The sequence below is a fragment of the Rathayibacter sp. AY1C6 genome, from assembly GCF_002931535.1.
GTDB lineage: Bacteria > Actinomycetota > Actinomycetes > Actinomycetales > Microbacteriaceae > Rathayibacter.
Genome location: NZ_PSWC01000007.1, coordinates 91,608 through 104,269, shown reverse-complemented (window position 1 = coordinate 104,269; position 12,662 = coordinate 91,608). Strand labels below are relative to the sequence as shown.

The window sequence follows — 12,662 nt, the reverse complement described above, 5'->3', positions numbered from 1 at the left end:
GCGCGGGGCGGACGGCTCGGCGGGCGCGGGACCGGGCCGGCGTCTCTCCACCGGCGCTCACGACTGGCACACCGGGCACCAGTAGAGCTTGCGCGCGCCGATCTCCTCGAGCAGCACGTTCGTGCCGCAGACGCGGCAGGGCAGACCCTCGCGCTTGTAGACGTAGTTGCGCTCGGCGCGGCTGCGGACGGCCTTCGAGCGCTCGGTCTCCGTCAGGCCGCGGCGCGTGATCATCATCCCGGTCCGGATGCCGTCCTCGAGCAGGTCCGCCCAGTCCCGCCACAGCTCCTGTGCGAGCTCCAGCGGCACCTGCTTGCCGGGAGTGTGCGGGTCGAGGCCGGCGCGGTAGAGCAGCTCCGCGCGGTAGATGTTGCCGATGCCGCTGACCACGGACTGGTCCATCAGCACCAGCCCGACCGGCGTCGCCGTCCTGCGGAGCCGGTTCACGAAGCGGTCGCGCGCCTCGTCGGAGTCGTCGTCGGCCGGATCCGGACCGAGGCGGGCGAGGAGGGCCTCCACCTGGGCGGGGTCCATCACCTCGCAGGCGGTGGGGCCGCGCAGGTCGGCGACGGTCTCGTCCGTCATGATGCGCACGCGCACCGCGCCCACGGGCGGCGGCGGGAACTCGTTGAGATCGGAGTCGGTCTCGTGCTCCGTCTCGGAGAGGCGCACGGCGCGGCGGCGCCGGGGAGCGCCGATGCTGCTGCCGGCCTTCCCGTCCGGGAACAGCGGCGAGACGTGCCCGAGGAAGTCCCACGCGCCGTAGAGGCCGAGGTGGACGTGCAGCGTCAGGTCGCCCTCGAAGCGCAGCAGCAGGTGCTTGCCGACGGCCGTGGACTCGAGGACCTCGCGCCCGTCGAGGAGCGCGGCTCCCTCGGTGAAGCGGCCCTGGGGGCTGCTGGTCGCGACGCGGTGCCCGACGACGTCGCGCTCGAACTGCAGGGCGATCCGGTGGACGGAGTGCCCCTCGGGCACTCAGCGCTCCTTCGCGGCGGAGTCGACGACCCGGCCGGCGATGTCGCCGGTGGCCTCGTACTCGGCGAGCTGCGCGATGCGGCGCTCGTGCCGCTCCTCGAAGGTGAAGGGCTCGGCGACGAACGCGTCGATGAAGCCGGTGGCCTCCTCGACGGAGTGCTGGCGGGCCCCGATCGAGATGACGTTCGCGTCGTTGTGCTGGCGGGCCAGCACGGCGGTGCTCAGGTTCCACACGAGCGCCGCGCGCACGCCCGCGACCTTGTTCGCCGCGATCTGCTCGCCGTTGCCCGAGCCGCCGAAGACGACGCCGAGGGCCTCGACCCCCGCCTCCTGATCGCGGACGACCGCGGCGGCGGCGTTGATGCAGAAGGACGGGTAGTCGTCCAGCGGGTCGTAGGACGTGGGGCCGTGGTCGATCACGTCGTGACCGGCGGCGCCGAGGTGCTCGATCAGGTGACGGCTGAAGTCCAGCCCTGCGTGGTCCGTGGCGATGTGGATGCGCACGAGAGAACTCCTCCGGAAGAGCCGTCTGGGGCCCGCGGTGCCCGGGCCGGGAGCCAGAGTACCGCGGGTCGGCTCAGTCGAACTGCGGGTCGCGGGTCCGCGAGCGCTTGAGCTCGAAGAAGCCGTCGAAGGAGGCGGCGGCGACGATGCCGTCCCAGAGGGTCAGCGCCTGCTCGCCCCTCGGGATCGGCGAGATGACGGGGCCGAAGAAGGCGACGTCGCCGATCGCGATGACCGGGGTGCCGACGTCCTGGCCGACCCGCTCGATCCCGTCGAAGTGGGAGGCGCGCATCGGCTCGTCGTACTCGTCCGAGTCGGCGTGGGCGGCGAGCTCCGCGGGCAGGCCGAGCTCGGCCAGCGACTCGGCGATCACCGCGTCGACGTCGGTGCGCCCGCCCGGGTGGATCCGGGTGCCGAGCGCGTCGTAGAGCGGCTTGACGTGCTCGCGGCCCTCGCGCTCGGCGACGGCTGCGACCAGGCGGGTGTATCGCAGCGCGCGCGGGAGGAAGGCGCGGTACGAGTCGTCCACGTCCTTGTCCTCGTTGAGGACGGCGAGGCTCATGATGTGCCACTGCACGTCGAGGTCGCGCGCGGGGGTCACCTCGTCCACGAATCGCGAGGTCATCCAGGCCCACGGGCAGGAGGGGTCGAACCAGAAGTCCACAGAGGTCATGGGGACACGCTACGCCGCTCGCCGCGGCCGCGTCCGCGCTCCCCGGCGGCTCCGCAGGATCGGCGCCACGGGGCTCCATGGCGGGTCCCGGCAGCTCTAGGGTGGATCGGCGGCGCCCGCACCCCGGCGCCCGCGGCAGCGCCCGAGACGAACGGATGGAGCACCCCCGTGCCAGGAGACAACCTCACCCGGAGCGAGGCGCAGGAGCGCGCCTCGCTGATCCAGGTCCACGACTACGACATCGCCCTCGACCTGACCCGGGGAGCCGAGACCTTCCTCAGCACGACCACGGTGCGCTTCTCCGCCACCGAGGGCGCCTCGAGCTTCATCGACGCCGTCACGGGCACGGTCCACTCCGTCACCCTCAACGGCGCGGAGCTCGACCCCGCCGACGTCGCCGACGGCGTCCGCATCCGCCTCGACGCCCTGGCCGCGGACAACGAGCTCTCCGTCGTCGCCGACATGCTCTACACCAACACGGGCGAGGGCCTGCACCGCTTCGTCGACCCCGTCGACGGCGAGGTGTACCTGTACTCGCAGTTCGAGGTGCCCGACTCCCGCCGCGTCTTCGCGGTGTTCGAGCAGCCGGACCTCAAGGCCGAGTTCCGCTTCACCGTCACCGCGCCCGCGCAGTGGCAGGTCGTGTCGAACCAGCCCACTCCCGAGCCGGTCCCGGCGGGCGAGGGGATCGCGACCTGGAGCTTCGAGCCCACCCCGCGCATCTCCTCCTACATCACGGCCCTCGTCGCCGGACCCTACGTGGTCGAGACCGACTCGCTCGTCTCCTCCGACGGCCGCACCATCCCGCTGGGGGTCTTCGCCCGGGCCTCGCTCGCGCCCTTCCTCGACGCCGACTACGTGTTCGAGAAGACGAAGCAGGGCTTCGCCTTCTACGAGGAGAAGTTCGGCGTCCCTTACCCGTTCGCGAAGTACGACCAGCTGTTCGTCCCCGAGTTCAACGCCGGCGCGATGGAGAACGCGGGAGCGGTGACCTTCACCGAGACCTACGTGTTCCGCTCCAAGGTGACGGACGCGATCAAGGAGCGCCGGGTCGTCACGATCCTCCACGAGCTCGCCCACATGTGGTTCGGCGATCTGGTCACGATGAAGTGGTGGAACGACCTCTGGCTCAACGAGTCGTTCGCCGAGTACGCCTCCACCCTCGCCACCGCGGAGGCGACGGAGTGGACCGAGGCGTGGACCACCTTCGCCGCGATGGAGAAGAGCTGGGCCTACCGCCAGGACCAGCTGCCCTCGACCCACCCGATCGTCGCGACCATCAACGACCTCGAGGACGTCCAGGTCAACTTCGACGGCATCACCTACGCCAAGGGCGCCTCGGTGCTCAAGCAGCTCGTCGCGTGGGTCGGCGAGAAGGAGTTCCTCGCCGGCGTCCACGAGTACTTCGTCAAGCACGCCTTCTCGAACACGGAGCTGCGCGACCTGCTGGTCGAGCTGGAGGCCACCAGCGGGCGCGACCTCACCGAGTGGTCGGCGCAGTGGCTCGAGACAGCCGGCGTGAACACGCTCCGCCCCGAGATCGCGGTCGACGAGAGCGGAGCGATCGCGTCCTTCGCGATCCTGCAGACCGCGGTCGAGGAGTACCCGACGATCCGCCCGCATCGCCTGGCGATCGGCCTGTACGACTTCGAGGGCGAGCGCCTCGTCCGCGTCGAGCGCCTCGAGCTGGACGTCGACGGGGAGCGCACCGAGGTGCCCGAGCTGATCGGCCGCACCCGTCCGGCGCTCGTGCTGCTCAACGACGACGACCTCGCCTACGCGAAGGTCCGCCTCGACGACGCCTCGCTCGCCGTGGCCGTCGAGCACCTCGCGAGCATCGACAGCCCCCTGGCCCGCTCGCTGGTCTGGGGCTCGGTCTGGGACTCGACCCGCGACGCCGAGTCGGCGCCGCGCGACTTCGTCCGCCTCGTCCTGGGCAACGTCGCGACCGAGACCGAGTCCACGACCCTGCGGACGGTGCTCAACCAGCTCGTCGCCACCGCCACCCAGTACGTCGCTCCGGAGTACCGGGCCGAGGTCGTCGAGGAGGCGGGCGATCAGCTGTGGACGCTCGCGCAGAGCGCCGAGCCGGGCAGCGACGCGCAGTTCCAGTTCGTGAAGTTCTTCGCCGCGATCGCGTCCACCCCGGCGCACCTCGAGGCCGTGCAGGCGCTGCTCGACGGCTCCACCGCTCTCGACGGCCTCGACATCGACACCGACCTCGGCTGGGAGCTGCTGATCGCTCTCGTCGCCGGCGGGCGGGCCGGTGCGGACGACATCGACGCGGCGCTCGCCTCGGACAACACGGCGACCGGCCAGCAGTCGGCCGCGCACGCCCGTGCCGCACTGCCGACCGCGGAGGCGAAGCGCGCGGCGTGGGACTCCGTCACGGCCGACGACTCGGCACCGAACACGATCGTCCGCTCGACGGGCCTGGGCTTCCAGCGCGCCGCCGACCCGCGCCTGCTCGACGCGATGGTCCCGGTCTACTTCGACGCCCTCCGCTCCCTCTGGGAGTCGAAGAGCTACAAGATCGCCGAGTACCTGGTCGTCGGCTTCTACCCGGCCGCCACGCCCTCGCAGGAGATCGTCGACGCCACCCGCGCCTGGCTCGACGCGAACCCGGAGGTCCCGGCGCTGCGCCGACTCGTGATCGAGAACCTGGCCGGCGTGGAGCGTGCGCTCCGCGCCCAGGAGCGCGACACCCGGGGCTGACAGCGAGCCGCCCGGTCCCCCGGCGCTCGGCGCTGCGGGACCGGGCGGCTCTCCCCGCTCCCGGCGCCTAGCGCTGCGGGACCGAGCGGCGCTCCGGCCCGTCATAGGCGGACAGCGGCCGGATGAGCGCGTTCGAGCCCCGCTGCTCGATCACGTGGGCCGTCCAGCCCACCACCCGCGCGGCGACGAACAGCGGAGTGAAGATCCCGGTGTCGAAGCCCATCAGCCGGTAGGCGGGGCCGGACGGGTAGTCGAGGTTCGGCAGGATGCCCGTCCGCTCGGCCATCGCCGCGGCCAGAGCGTCGTACAGCTCCATCATCTCGCCGGCCCCCTCGTGCTCGGCGAGCCGCCGGAGAGCGGCGTCCATGGTCGGCACCCGCGAGTCGCCCGACTTGTAGACCCGGTGGCCGAACCCCATGACCTTCCGGCGCTGTCCGAGAGCCTCGGCGAGCCACTCGCGGGACCGCCGGTCCGCCTCCGGTCCGGTGCCGACCTCGTCGAGCACGTGCAGCACGGCCTCGTTCGCCCCGCCGTGGAGCGGTCCCTTGAGCGCTCCGACGGCGGCGGTCACGGCGGAGTGGACGTCCGACAACGTCGACGTCACGACGCGGGCCGTGAAGGTCGAGGCGTTGAAGGAGTGCTCGGCGTAGAGCACCAGCGAGACGCGGAACGCGTCGACGACGACCGGCTCCGGCACCTCGCCGAAGGTCGTCCAGAGGAAGTTCTCGGAGTAGTCGAGGTCGTCGCGCGGCTCGATCGGCTCGAGGCCGCGCAGGCGGCGCTGGGCGTAGGCGACGATCGCCGGCAGTGCCGCCCAGAGCCGCACGGAGCGCTCCAGCACGGCCTCGGGAGCGTCGGCGTCCGGATCCTCCTCGAGCGCGCCCAGGACGCTCACCGCCGTCCGCACGACGTCCATCGGGTGCGCCGACAGCGGCAGCAGGTCGATCACGGTGCGCACCTCGGGGGCCAGGGCGCGGTGGGCCCGCTCCACGGCGGCCAACCCGGCCGTCTCCTCCGCAGTGGGGAGCTCGCCGTGCCAGAGCAGCCAGGCCACGTCCTCGAACGAGGTCCCCGCCGCGAGCTCCTGCACGGGGTAGCCGCGGTAGAGCAGCGAGTTCGACGCCGGGTCGACCTTCGAGACGGCCGTCGTGTCGACGACGACCCCCACGAGTCCCTTGCGGATGTCCTGATCGGTCGTGCTCATCCTTCGCTCCTTCGCGAGAGGCGGGCGGCGGCGCCGGGGAGCGCCGCCGGTTCATGCGGGTCGGCGCGCTCAGGCGCCGTAGTGGTCGGCGAGCGAGAAGTCGAAGACGCCCTCGTCGAAGCGGCTGTACGAGGCGTAGTCGAGGAGCTCGTAGAGCTCGGCGCGCGTCTGCATGCCCGGGACCTCCGAGCGGAGCGACCCCTCCGCCTTGAGGGCGTCGAGTGCCCGCATCGCGGCGCCCATCGCGATCCGGAGCAGCGAGACCGGGTGGATCACGACGTTCACGCCGACGTCGGCGAGCTGCTGCGCGGTGAACAGCTCGCTCTTGCCGAACTCGGTCATGTTGGCGAGGATCGGCACGTCGATCGCGGCGCGCACGGCCTCGAACTCGGACAGGTCGCGCATCGCCTCGGGGAACACCGCGTCGGCTCCGGCGTCGACGAGGCGCTTGGCGCGGTCGATCGCGGCCGGCAGGCCGTCGAGGGCGCGGATGTCGGTGCGGGCCATGATCACCAGATCGGAGTCGCGGCGCGCGTCGACGGCCGCCGCGATCCTCCGCACCGAGGTCGCCTCGTCGACGACCGCCTTGCCGTCGAGGTGCCCGCAGCGCTTGGGGTTCACCTGGTCCTCGATGTGCAGCCCCGCGACTCCGGCGTCCTCGAGCATCTGCACCGTGCGCGCGACGTTCAGCGGCTCACCGAAGCCGGTGTCCGCGTCGACGAGGACCGGCAGGTCGGTCAGGCGCGCGATCTGCTGCGAGCGGCCGGCCACCTCGCTGAGCGTGGTGAGCCCGATGTCCGGCAGCCCCAGCTCGGCCGAGAGCACGGCGCCCGAGACGTAGATCCCGTCGAAGCCCTTCGCCTCGATGAGGCGCGCGGAGAGCGGAGTGAACGCGCCGGGCAGCTGCAGCAGCTCGCCCGAGGCGAGGCGCTCGCGGAAGAGGCGGCGCTTCTCGGCGGGAGTCCGGGTGGAGTGGAGCATCGGGCGTCCTTCCCAGGGCGGTGTCCGGATCCGAGCGGACCCGACTCGAATCTATACGCGCGCGGAGCTCGTGCACCCGTCTCGGAGGGAGGCGTCCCGTAGCCTGGAGCGGTCATGCTGCTTCTTCAGACCTCCACCCCGGACCCTGTCGCCGCCACCGTCTCCTTCTTCGAGTCCGAGCCCTTCTGGAAGGTGGTCGCGATCCTCGGGATCGTGCTGGGCGCGCTGCTGGTGCGCGTCATCGCCCGCTTCGTGATCGGCCGCGTCGTCGACCAGATCGTGTCGGGAGTGAAGCGCCGACAGCGCGTCGAGGACACCCAGTCGATCGCCGCGTCGCCGCTCGCGGCCGTGCGGGTGGTGCAGCGCACGCGCACGCTCGGGTCGATCCTCAACAACCTGAGCTCGATCCTGATCGTCGTCATCGCCCTGGTCATGATCGTGACGACGATCGACAAGGACCTCATCGGCTCCTTCGCCCTGCTGACGGCCGCCCTCGGCGCGGGCCTCGGCTTCGGCGCGCAGAACATCGTCAAGGACGTCCTGAACGGGCTGTTCATGGTCGCAGAGGACCAGCTCGGGGTCGGCGACGTCGTCGACACCGGGCAGGCGACGGGCGTGGTCGAGTCGGTCGGCGTCCGGGTGACGCAGATCCGCGACGTCAACGGCACCCTCTGGTTCGTCCGCAACGGCGAGATCGTCCGGGTCGGGAACATGTCACAGGGCTGGTCGCGCGTCATCGTCGACCTGGCCGTGCCCTATGAGACGGACCTCGAGCAGGTGCAGTCAACGGTCCTCGCGACCGCGAACGAGCTGGCGGCGAGCAGCCGCTGGCGGGCCCGGATCCTCGACAAGCCCGAGCTCTGGGGCCTGGAGTCCATCGCCGACGACGCCCTGGTCATCCGGGTCGTGGTCAAGACCCGCACCACCGCCAAGGACGACGTCGCCCGCGAGCTGCGCCTGCGCCTGAAGAAGTCGCTCGACGCGCTCGACGTGAAGCTCCCCTCGCTGGCCACCGTCGTCCTCGAGGGCTTCGAGGGGGCGACGAGCGTCGGAGGCGCCAAACCGCCGCGGACCACGCCCTCCCCCACGATCAGCACCGAGCACGGCAAGCCCGTGCGGCTCCCCCGCGCGCTGCGGCGCGGGAGCGGGACGCCGCCCCAGGACGGCGGCGGCACCTCCGGCCCGACGGGAGCGCGCTCGTGAGCGGCCTGCAGATCGGCGGCACGCCTCCGCTGCGCAGCTTCTGGGAGCACATCGGCGGCCGGCCGACGTTCGAGCGCCTGGTCCGCCGCTTCTACGAGGGCGTCCGCGAGGACGAGGTCCTCTGGCCGATGTACCCCGAGCACGACCTCGAGGGCGCGATCCAGCGGCTGACCGGCTTCCTCGAGCAGTACTGGGGCGGCCCGGGCACCTACAGCGAGGAGCGCGGCCACCCGCGCCTGCGGATGCGGCACCAGCCGTTCCGGATCAACCCCGAGGCCCGCGACCACTGGCTCCAGCACATGCGGACGGCCGTCGACGATCTCGAGCTCGCTCCGGCCGACGACGCCCTGCTCTGGGACTACCTGGAGCGCGCCGCCCACGCGATGGTGAACACCTTCGAGGAGTAGCCGCTCAGCCCGGGGTGCGGACCAGCACGTGTCCGCGCCGTGAGGTGAGGCGGCGCCAGGCGCCGCTCTCGAGCAGGGCGACCGGGTCGTCGGCGCCGAGGAACCCGAGCGCGAAGAGGGCGAACGCCGCTCCCGCCGGGACGTACTTGAGGCCGTCGAGCGGGCGGCCCCAGACGCTCGACCGCACGCGGCCGACGATCTGCTCGCCCGTCTCGGAGCCGACGGCCGCCGCGATCTCGTCGATCCCCTCGCGCGCGACGCGCTCCAGGAAGCCCGGGTCCACGGGCTCGCGCCGGGTCCAGCCGCCGCGGGGCGGGGAGACGCCCGCCCAGGGCCCCGCCGTCGCGTCGTCGCCGTCGGGCAGGACGACCGGCTTGCCGTCCGCTCCGCCCGGCTCCCACTGCAGGCGGGCGAGGCGGTCCGACAGCGCACGGATCGGCACGACCCGGTCGAAGCCGGCGGGCTCGTCGAGCGCGAAGACGCGCAGGCCCAGCACGGTCGCGGAGCGGTCGAGCAGACCGCGGGGCTGGAGGATCGCGGTGTAGGCGGCCAGCACGTGGTCGTCGGCGATAAGCCGGACCGCACCGTCCTCGACCCGGGCCGAACGGCCGAGGAAGACGCGCAGATCCGACAGGCTGGGCGGATCCGCCAGGGAGAAGGACGAACTCATCGCGTCGATAAACTTACCCGAGGCCGCTCGCCCCACCGCCCGACACCCCGGAGGTACCGTGCCCGATCCCCTGTCCTCGTTCCTCACCGCGCTCGACCTGACGGACACCGGCGCCCGCACCAGCGAGGACATCTCGACGGGTCCCTCGCAGTGGATGCCCGAGGGGCGGGTCTTCGGCGGCCAGGTCCTCGCGCAGTCGCTCATCGCGGCCGGTCGCACCGTCGAGGGGCGCTCCGTGCACTCGATGCACGGGTACTTCCTCCGCCCCGGGGACGTCTCCCTGCCGATCACGTTCTCGGTCGACCGGATCCACGATGGCCGCTCCTTCTGCACGCGGCGGACGCAGGCCTACCAGAACGGACGCCCCATCCTCTCGATGATCGCCTCGTTCCAGACCGAGGACGAGGGCCTCGACCACCAGGCGCCGATGCCGGAGGGGATCCCCGACCCGGAGTCGCTGCCGAGCACCGCCGAGATCCTCGCGGGGGTCGACCACCCGGTCGGCAGCTTCTGGGCCACGCAGCGCCCCTTCGACGTGCGGCACGTCGAGCAGCCGGTGTACCTCCGGGCCGACCCCGAGCGGGTCGCGCACCAGAGCGTGTGGATGCGCTCGCTCGGACCGCTGCCGGACGATCCGATGCTGCACCGCGCCGCCCTCGCCTACGCGAGCGACTACACGATCCTCGAATCCACGCTCCGCCGGCACGGTGCGGCGTGGACGACGCCGGGCCTGCGGATCGCGAGCCTCGACCACGCGATGTGGTGGCACCGCGCCGCGCGCGTGGACCAGTGGCTCCTCTACGTGCAGGAGGCGCCGAGCGCGTCCGGCGGACGCGGGCTCTCGCTCGGGCGCATCTACACGCAGGAGGGCGTGCTCGTGGCGAGCGTCGCCCAGGAGGGCATGGTCCGCGTCCCCCTGGGCTGAGCTCAGCCCCGCTTCGAGAAGGTGATGGGCTCCTCGACGTAGGGGCCCCACGCCTCGCGGAGCTCCTCCGGGATTCGCTGGGGCCTGCCCGTCGCGGCCGTGACCAGCACCAGAGTGGTGGCCGCCCTCGTGAAGAGCACCCGCGGGACGACGCCGGCGGGCGAGTAGAGCTCGTAGCAGACCTCGAGGCTCGCCCCGCCGATCCGCCCGATCCACAGCTCCACGTCGATCGGCGCGCGCATGTACGGGATCGGCGCGAGGTACTCGATCTCCTGCCGGGCGATGAGGCTGATCGACTCGGCGCCCGGGCGTGCGTCGAGTACCGCCGTCGCCATCCCGCCGGGCTGCGGCGAGTCCGGCTTCCAGAACGCCTGGATGCGCGCCTCCTCGAGCAGGCGCAGCATCTCGGCGTTGTTCACGTGCGCGTAGGCGTCGAAGTCCGACCAGCGCAACGGGATGGCGACGTGCAGGCGCATCAGTCGCGGGTGAGCTTGCGGTACGCGGAGCGGTGCGGCTTCGCCGCGTCCGGGCCGAGGCGCTCGATCTTGTTCTCCTCGTACGCCTCGAAGTTGCCCTCGAACCAGTACCAGTTGGCCGGATCCTCCTCGGTGCCCTCGTAGGCGAGGATGTGGGTCGCGATGCGGTCGAGGAACCACCGGTCGTGCGTGATCACCACGGCGCAGCCCGGGAACTCGAGGAGCGCGTTCTCGAGGCTGCCCAGGGTCTCGACGTCCAGGTCGTTGGTGGGCTCGTCGAGCAGGAGCAGGTTGCCGCCCTGCTTGAGCGTCAGCGCGAGGTTGAGGCGGTTCCGCTCGCCACCGGAGAGGACGCCGGCCTTCTTCTGCTGGTCCGGGCCCTTGAAGCCGAACTGCGAGACGTAGGCGCGGGAGGGGATCTCGGTCTTCCCGACGGTGATGTAGTCGTGCCCGTCGGAGACGACCTCCCACAGGTTCTTCTGCGGGTCGATGCCGCCGCGGCTCTGGTCGACGTAGGAGATGTCGACCGTCTCGCCGATCTTCAGGTCGCCCGAGTCGAGCGGCTCGAAGCCCACGATCGTCTTGAAGAGCGTTGTCTTGCCGACGCCGTTCGGGCCGATGACGCCGACGATGCCGTTGCGGGGCAGCGTGAAGCTGAGGTCGTCGATGAGGACGCGCTCGCCGAACTGCTTGTGCAGCTTCTTCGCGTCGATGACCTGGGAGCCGAGACGTGGGCCCACCGGGATGACGATCTCCTCGAAGTCGAGCACGCGCGTCTTCTCGGCCTCGGCCGCCATCTCCTCGTAGCGCGCCAGGCGCGCCTTCGACTTGGCCTGACGGCCCTTGGCGTTGCTGCGCACCCAGTCGAGCTCGGTGGTGAGCCGCTTGGCGAGCTTGGCGTCCTTCTTGCCCTGGACCTCCAGGCGGGCGCTCTTCTTCTCGAGGTACGTCGAGTAGTTGCCCTCGTAGGGGTAGAGGTGGCCGCGGTCGACCTCGGCGATCCACTCCGCGACGTTGTCGAGGAAGTACCGGTCGTGGGTGACGGCGAGCACGGCGCCGGGGTACTTCGAGAGGAACTGCTCGAGCCAGAGCACGCTCTCGGCGTCGAGGTGGTTGGTGGGCTCGTCGAGCAGCAGCAGGTCGGGCTTCTGCAGGAGGAGCTTGGTGAGCGCCACGCGGCGCTTCTCGCCACCCGAGAGGTTGGTGACGAGGGAGTCCCCCGGCGGGGTGCGCAGCGCGTCCATCGCCTGCTCCAGCTGCGAGTCCAGGTCCCAGGCGTCGGCGGCGTCGATCGCCTCCTGCAGGGTCCCCATCTCGGCGAGGAGACTGTCGAAGTCGGCGTCCGGGTCGGCCATCGCGAGGGAGATCTCGTTGAAGCGGTCGATCTTGCCCTTGATCTCGCCCACGCCCTCCTGGACGTTCTCGAGTACCGTCTTGGTCTCGTCGAGCTCGGGCTCCTGCATAAGGATGCCGACGGTGTAGCCCGGGCTGAGCCGCGCCTCGCCGTTGCTCGGCGTGTCCAGCCCCGCCATGATCTTCAGGATCGTCGACTTGCCGGCGCCGTTGGGCCCGACCACGCCGATCTTCGCTCCCGGCAGGAACGACATGGTGACGTCGTCCAGGATCAGCTTGTCGCCGACCGCCTTCCGCGCGCGCACCATCGAGTAGATGTATTCAGCCATGCCCAGTCCTCAAGTCTGTCGGTCTGCGCGGAGTCGGGTCGCCCGCCGGTCCCCTGCTCCGCGCGGAGGCGCTGACGGAGGCTCGGACCGGGGCGGGACGCCGGGCCCCGGCCGACGCGGAGCGCAGGCCGCGGGACCGTCCGCACCAGTCGAGGATAACGGGAACTCGCCGGTCCGCGTCGGAGGGAGCGCCTGAACGCGGACCGCCCTCCGCTCCGGCCGGGCCGGTGGGGAGGGCGGATCGCGT

Annotated in this window: 12 protein-coding genes; 4 read left to right on the top strand and 8 right to left on the bottom strand. The window is 71.6% G+C overall.

Going from position 1 to position 12,662, the window contains the following annotated elements; all coding sequences use genetic code 11:
- Positions 1 to 57: 57 nt before the first annotated feature.
- The 3 genes from C5D36_RS06610 to C5D36_RS06600 form a co-directional block, all read right to left on the bottom strand.
- Complete coding sequence (locus tag C5D36_RS06610) at positions 58 to 975, bottom strand: Fpg/Nei family DNA glycosylase (RefSeq protein ID WP_104295471.1); 918 nt, start codon at positions 973 to 975, stop codon at positions 58 to 60.
- Positions 976 to 1,479 (bottom strand): ribose-5-phosphate isomerase, encoded by a 504-nt coding sequence (locus tag C5D36_RS06605; RefSeq protein WP_104295470.1) that lies wholly within the window; start codon positions 1,477 to 1,479, stop codon positions 976 to 978.
- A 73-nt stretch (positions 1,480 to 1,552) separates the two neighbouring features.
- Positions 1,553 to 2,152 carry a DsbA family protein gene (locus C5D36_RS06600; RefSeq protein ID WP_104223701.1) on the bottom strand — a complete coding sequence of 200 codons (600 nt, stop codon included), beginning with the start codon at positions 2,150 to 2,152 and terminating at the stop codon, positions 1,553 to 1,555.
- 168 nt (positions 2,153 to 2,320) lie between these two features.
- Between C5D36_RS06600 and pepN the strand changes: the two genes are divergently transcribed.
- Positions 2,321 to 4,867, top strand: coding sequence for an aminopeptidase N (gene pepN / locus C5D36_RS06595; protein ID WP_104295469.1), 2,547 nt, complete (start codon positions 2,321 to 2,323; stop codon positions 4,865 to 4,867).
- A 67-nt stretch (positions 4,868 to 4,934) separates the two neighbouring features.
- Here pepN and C5D36_RS06590 read toward each other — a convergent pair whose 3' ends face one another.
- Both C5D36_RS06590 and prpB read right to left on the bottom strand, forming a co-directional pair.
- A complete protein-coding gene (locus tag C5D36_RS06590) occupies positions 4,935 to 6,071 on the bottom strand; it encodes a bifunctional 2-methylcitrate synthase/citrate synthase (RefSeq protein ID WP_104267232.1) in 1,137 nt (378 codons plus the stop codon).
- Positions 6,072 to 6,140: 69 nt separating this feature from the next.
- Positions 6,141 to 7,052 carry a methylisocitrate lyase gene (gene prpB, locus C5D36_RS06585; protein ID WP_104223704.1) on the bottom strand — a complete coding sequence of 304 codons (912 nt, stop codon included), beginning with the start codon at positions 7,050 to 7,052 and terminating at the stop codon, positions 6,141 to 6,143.
- Between the two features lie 114 nt (positions 7,053 to 7,166).
- Here prpB and C5D36_RS06580 point away from each other — a divergent pair, with 114 nt between their 5' ends.
- On the top strand, positions 7,167 to 8,255 hold the full coding sequence (locus C5D36_RS06580; RefSeq protein WP_104295468.1) for a mechanosensitive ion channel family protein: 1,089 nt from the start codon (positions 7,167 to 7,169) through the stop codon (positions 8,253 to 8,255).
- The gene (locus C5D36_RS06575) at positions 8,252 to 8,662 is read left to right on the top strand and encodes a globin (RefSeq protein WP_279630823.1); all 411 of its coding nucleotides are present in this window, start codon (positions 8,252 to 8,254) and stop codon (positions 8,660 to 8,662) included. Before C5D36_RS06580 ends, C5D36_RS06575 begins: the two co-directional genes overlap by 4 nt.
- 4 nt (positions 8,663 to 8,666) lie before the next feature.
- On the opposite strand, the gene C5D36_RS06570 is transcribed toward C5D36_RS06575, so the two are convergent.
- Positions 8,667 to 9,332 carry a hypothetical protein gene (locus tag C5D36_RS06570; protein ID WP_104295467.1) on the bottom strand — a complete coding sequence of 222 codons (666 nt, stop codon included), beginning with the start codon at positions 9,330 to 9,332 and terminating at the stop codon, positions 8,667 to 8,669.
- 58 nt (positions 9,333 to 9,390) lie between these two features.
- Here C5D36_RS06570 and C5D36_RS06565 point away from each other — a divergent pair, with 58 nt between their 5' ends.
- Positions 9,391 to 10,257, top strand: coding sequence for an acyl-CoA thioesterase II (locus C5D36_RS06565; RefSeq protein WP_258062880.1), 867 nt, complete (start codon positions 9,391 to 9,393; stop codon positions 10,255 to 10,257).
- 2 nt (positions 10,258 to 10,259) lie between these two features.
- Here the strand turns inward: C5D36_RS06565 and C5D36_RS06560 are convergent, their stop codons facing one another.
- Positions 10,260 to 10,733, bottom strand: a complete 474-nt coding sequence (locus tag C5D36_RS06560; protein WP_104257376.1) for a thioesterase family protein — start codon at positions 10,731 to 10,733, stop codon at positions 10,260 to 10,262.
- On the bottom strand, positions 10,733 to 12,415 hold the full coding sequence (gene ettA, locus C5D36_RS06555; RefSeq protein ID WP_104223708.1) for an energy-dependent translational throttle protein EttA: 1,683 nt from the start codon (positions 12,413 to 12,415) through the stop codon (positions 10,733 to 10,735). The genes C5D36_RS06560 and ettA overlap by 1 nt, the downstream gene beginning before the upstream one ends.
- Between the last annotated feature and the right edge of the window lie 247 nt (positions 12,416 to 12,662).

Excerpts from the sequence above, each read along its gene's own strand:
- C5D36_RS06600 (WP_104223701.1), bottom strand. The coding sequence starts at position 2,152 with ATGACCTCTGTGGACTTCTGGTTCGACCCCTCCTGCCCGTGGGCCTGG.
- prpB (WP_104223704.1), bottom strand. The coding sequence starts at position 7,052 with ATGCTCCACTCCACCCGGACTCCCGCCGAGAAGCGCCGCCTCTTCCGC.
- C5D36_RS06590 (WP_104267232.1), bottom strand. The coding sequence starts at position 6,071 with ATGAGCACGACCGATCAGGACATCCGCAAGGGACTCGTGGGGGTCGTC.
- ettA (WP_104223708.1), bottom strand. The coding sequence starts at position 12,415 with ATGGCTGAATACATCTACTCGATGGTGCGCGCGCGGAAGGCGGTCGGC.
- C5D36_RS06570 (WP_104295467.1), bottom strand. The coding sequence starts at position 9,332 with ATGAGTTCGTCCTTCTCCCTGGCGGATCCGCCCAGCCTGTCGGATCTG.
- C5D36_RS06580 (WP_104295468.1), top strand. The coding sequence starts at position 7,167 with ATGCTGCTTCTTCAGACCTCCACCCCGGACCCTGTCGCCGCCACCGTC.
- C5D36_RS06560 (WP_104257376.1), bottom strand. The coding sequence starts at position 10,733 with ATGCGCCTGCACGTCGCCATCCCGTTGCGCTGGTCGGACTTCGACGCC.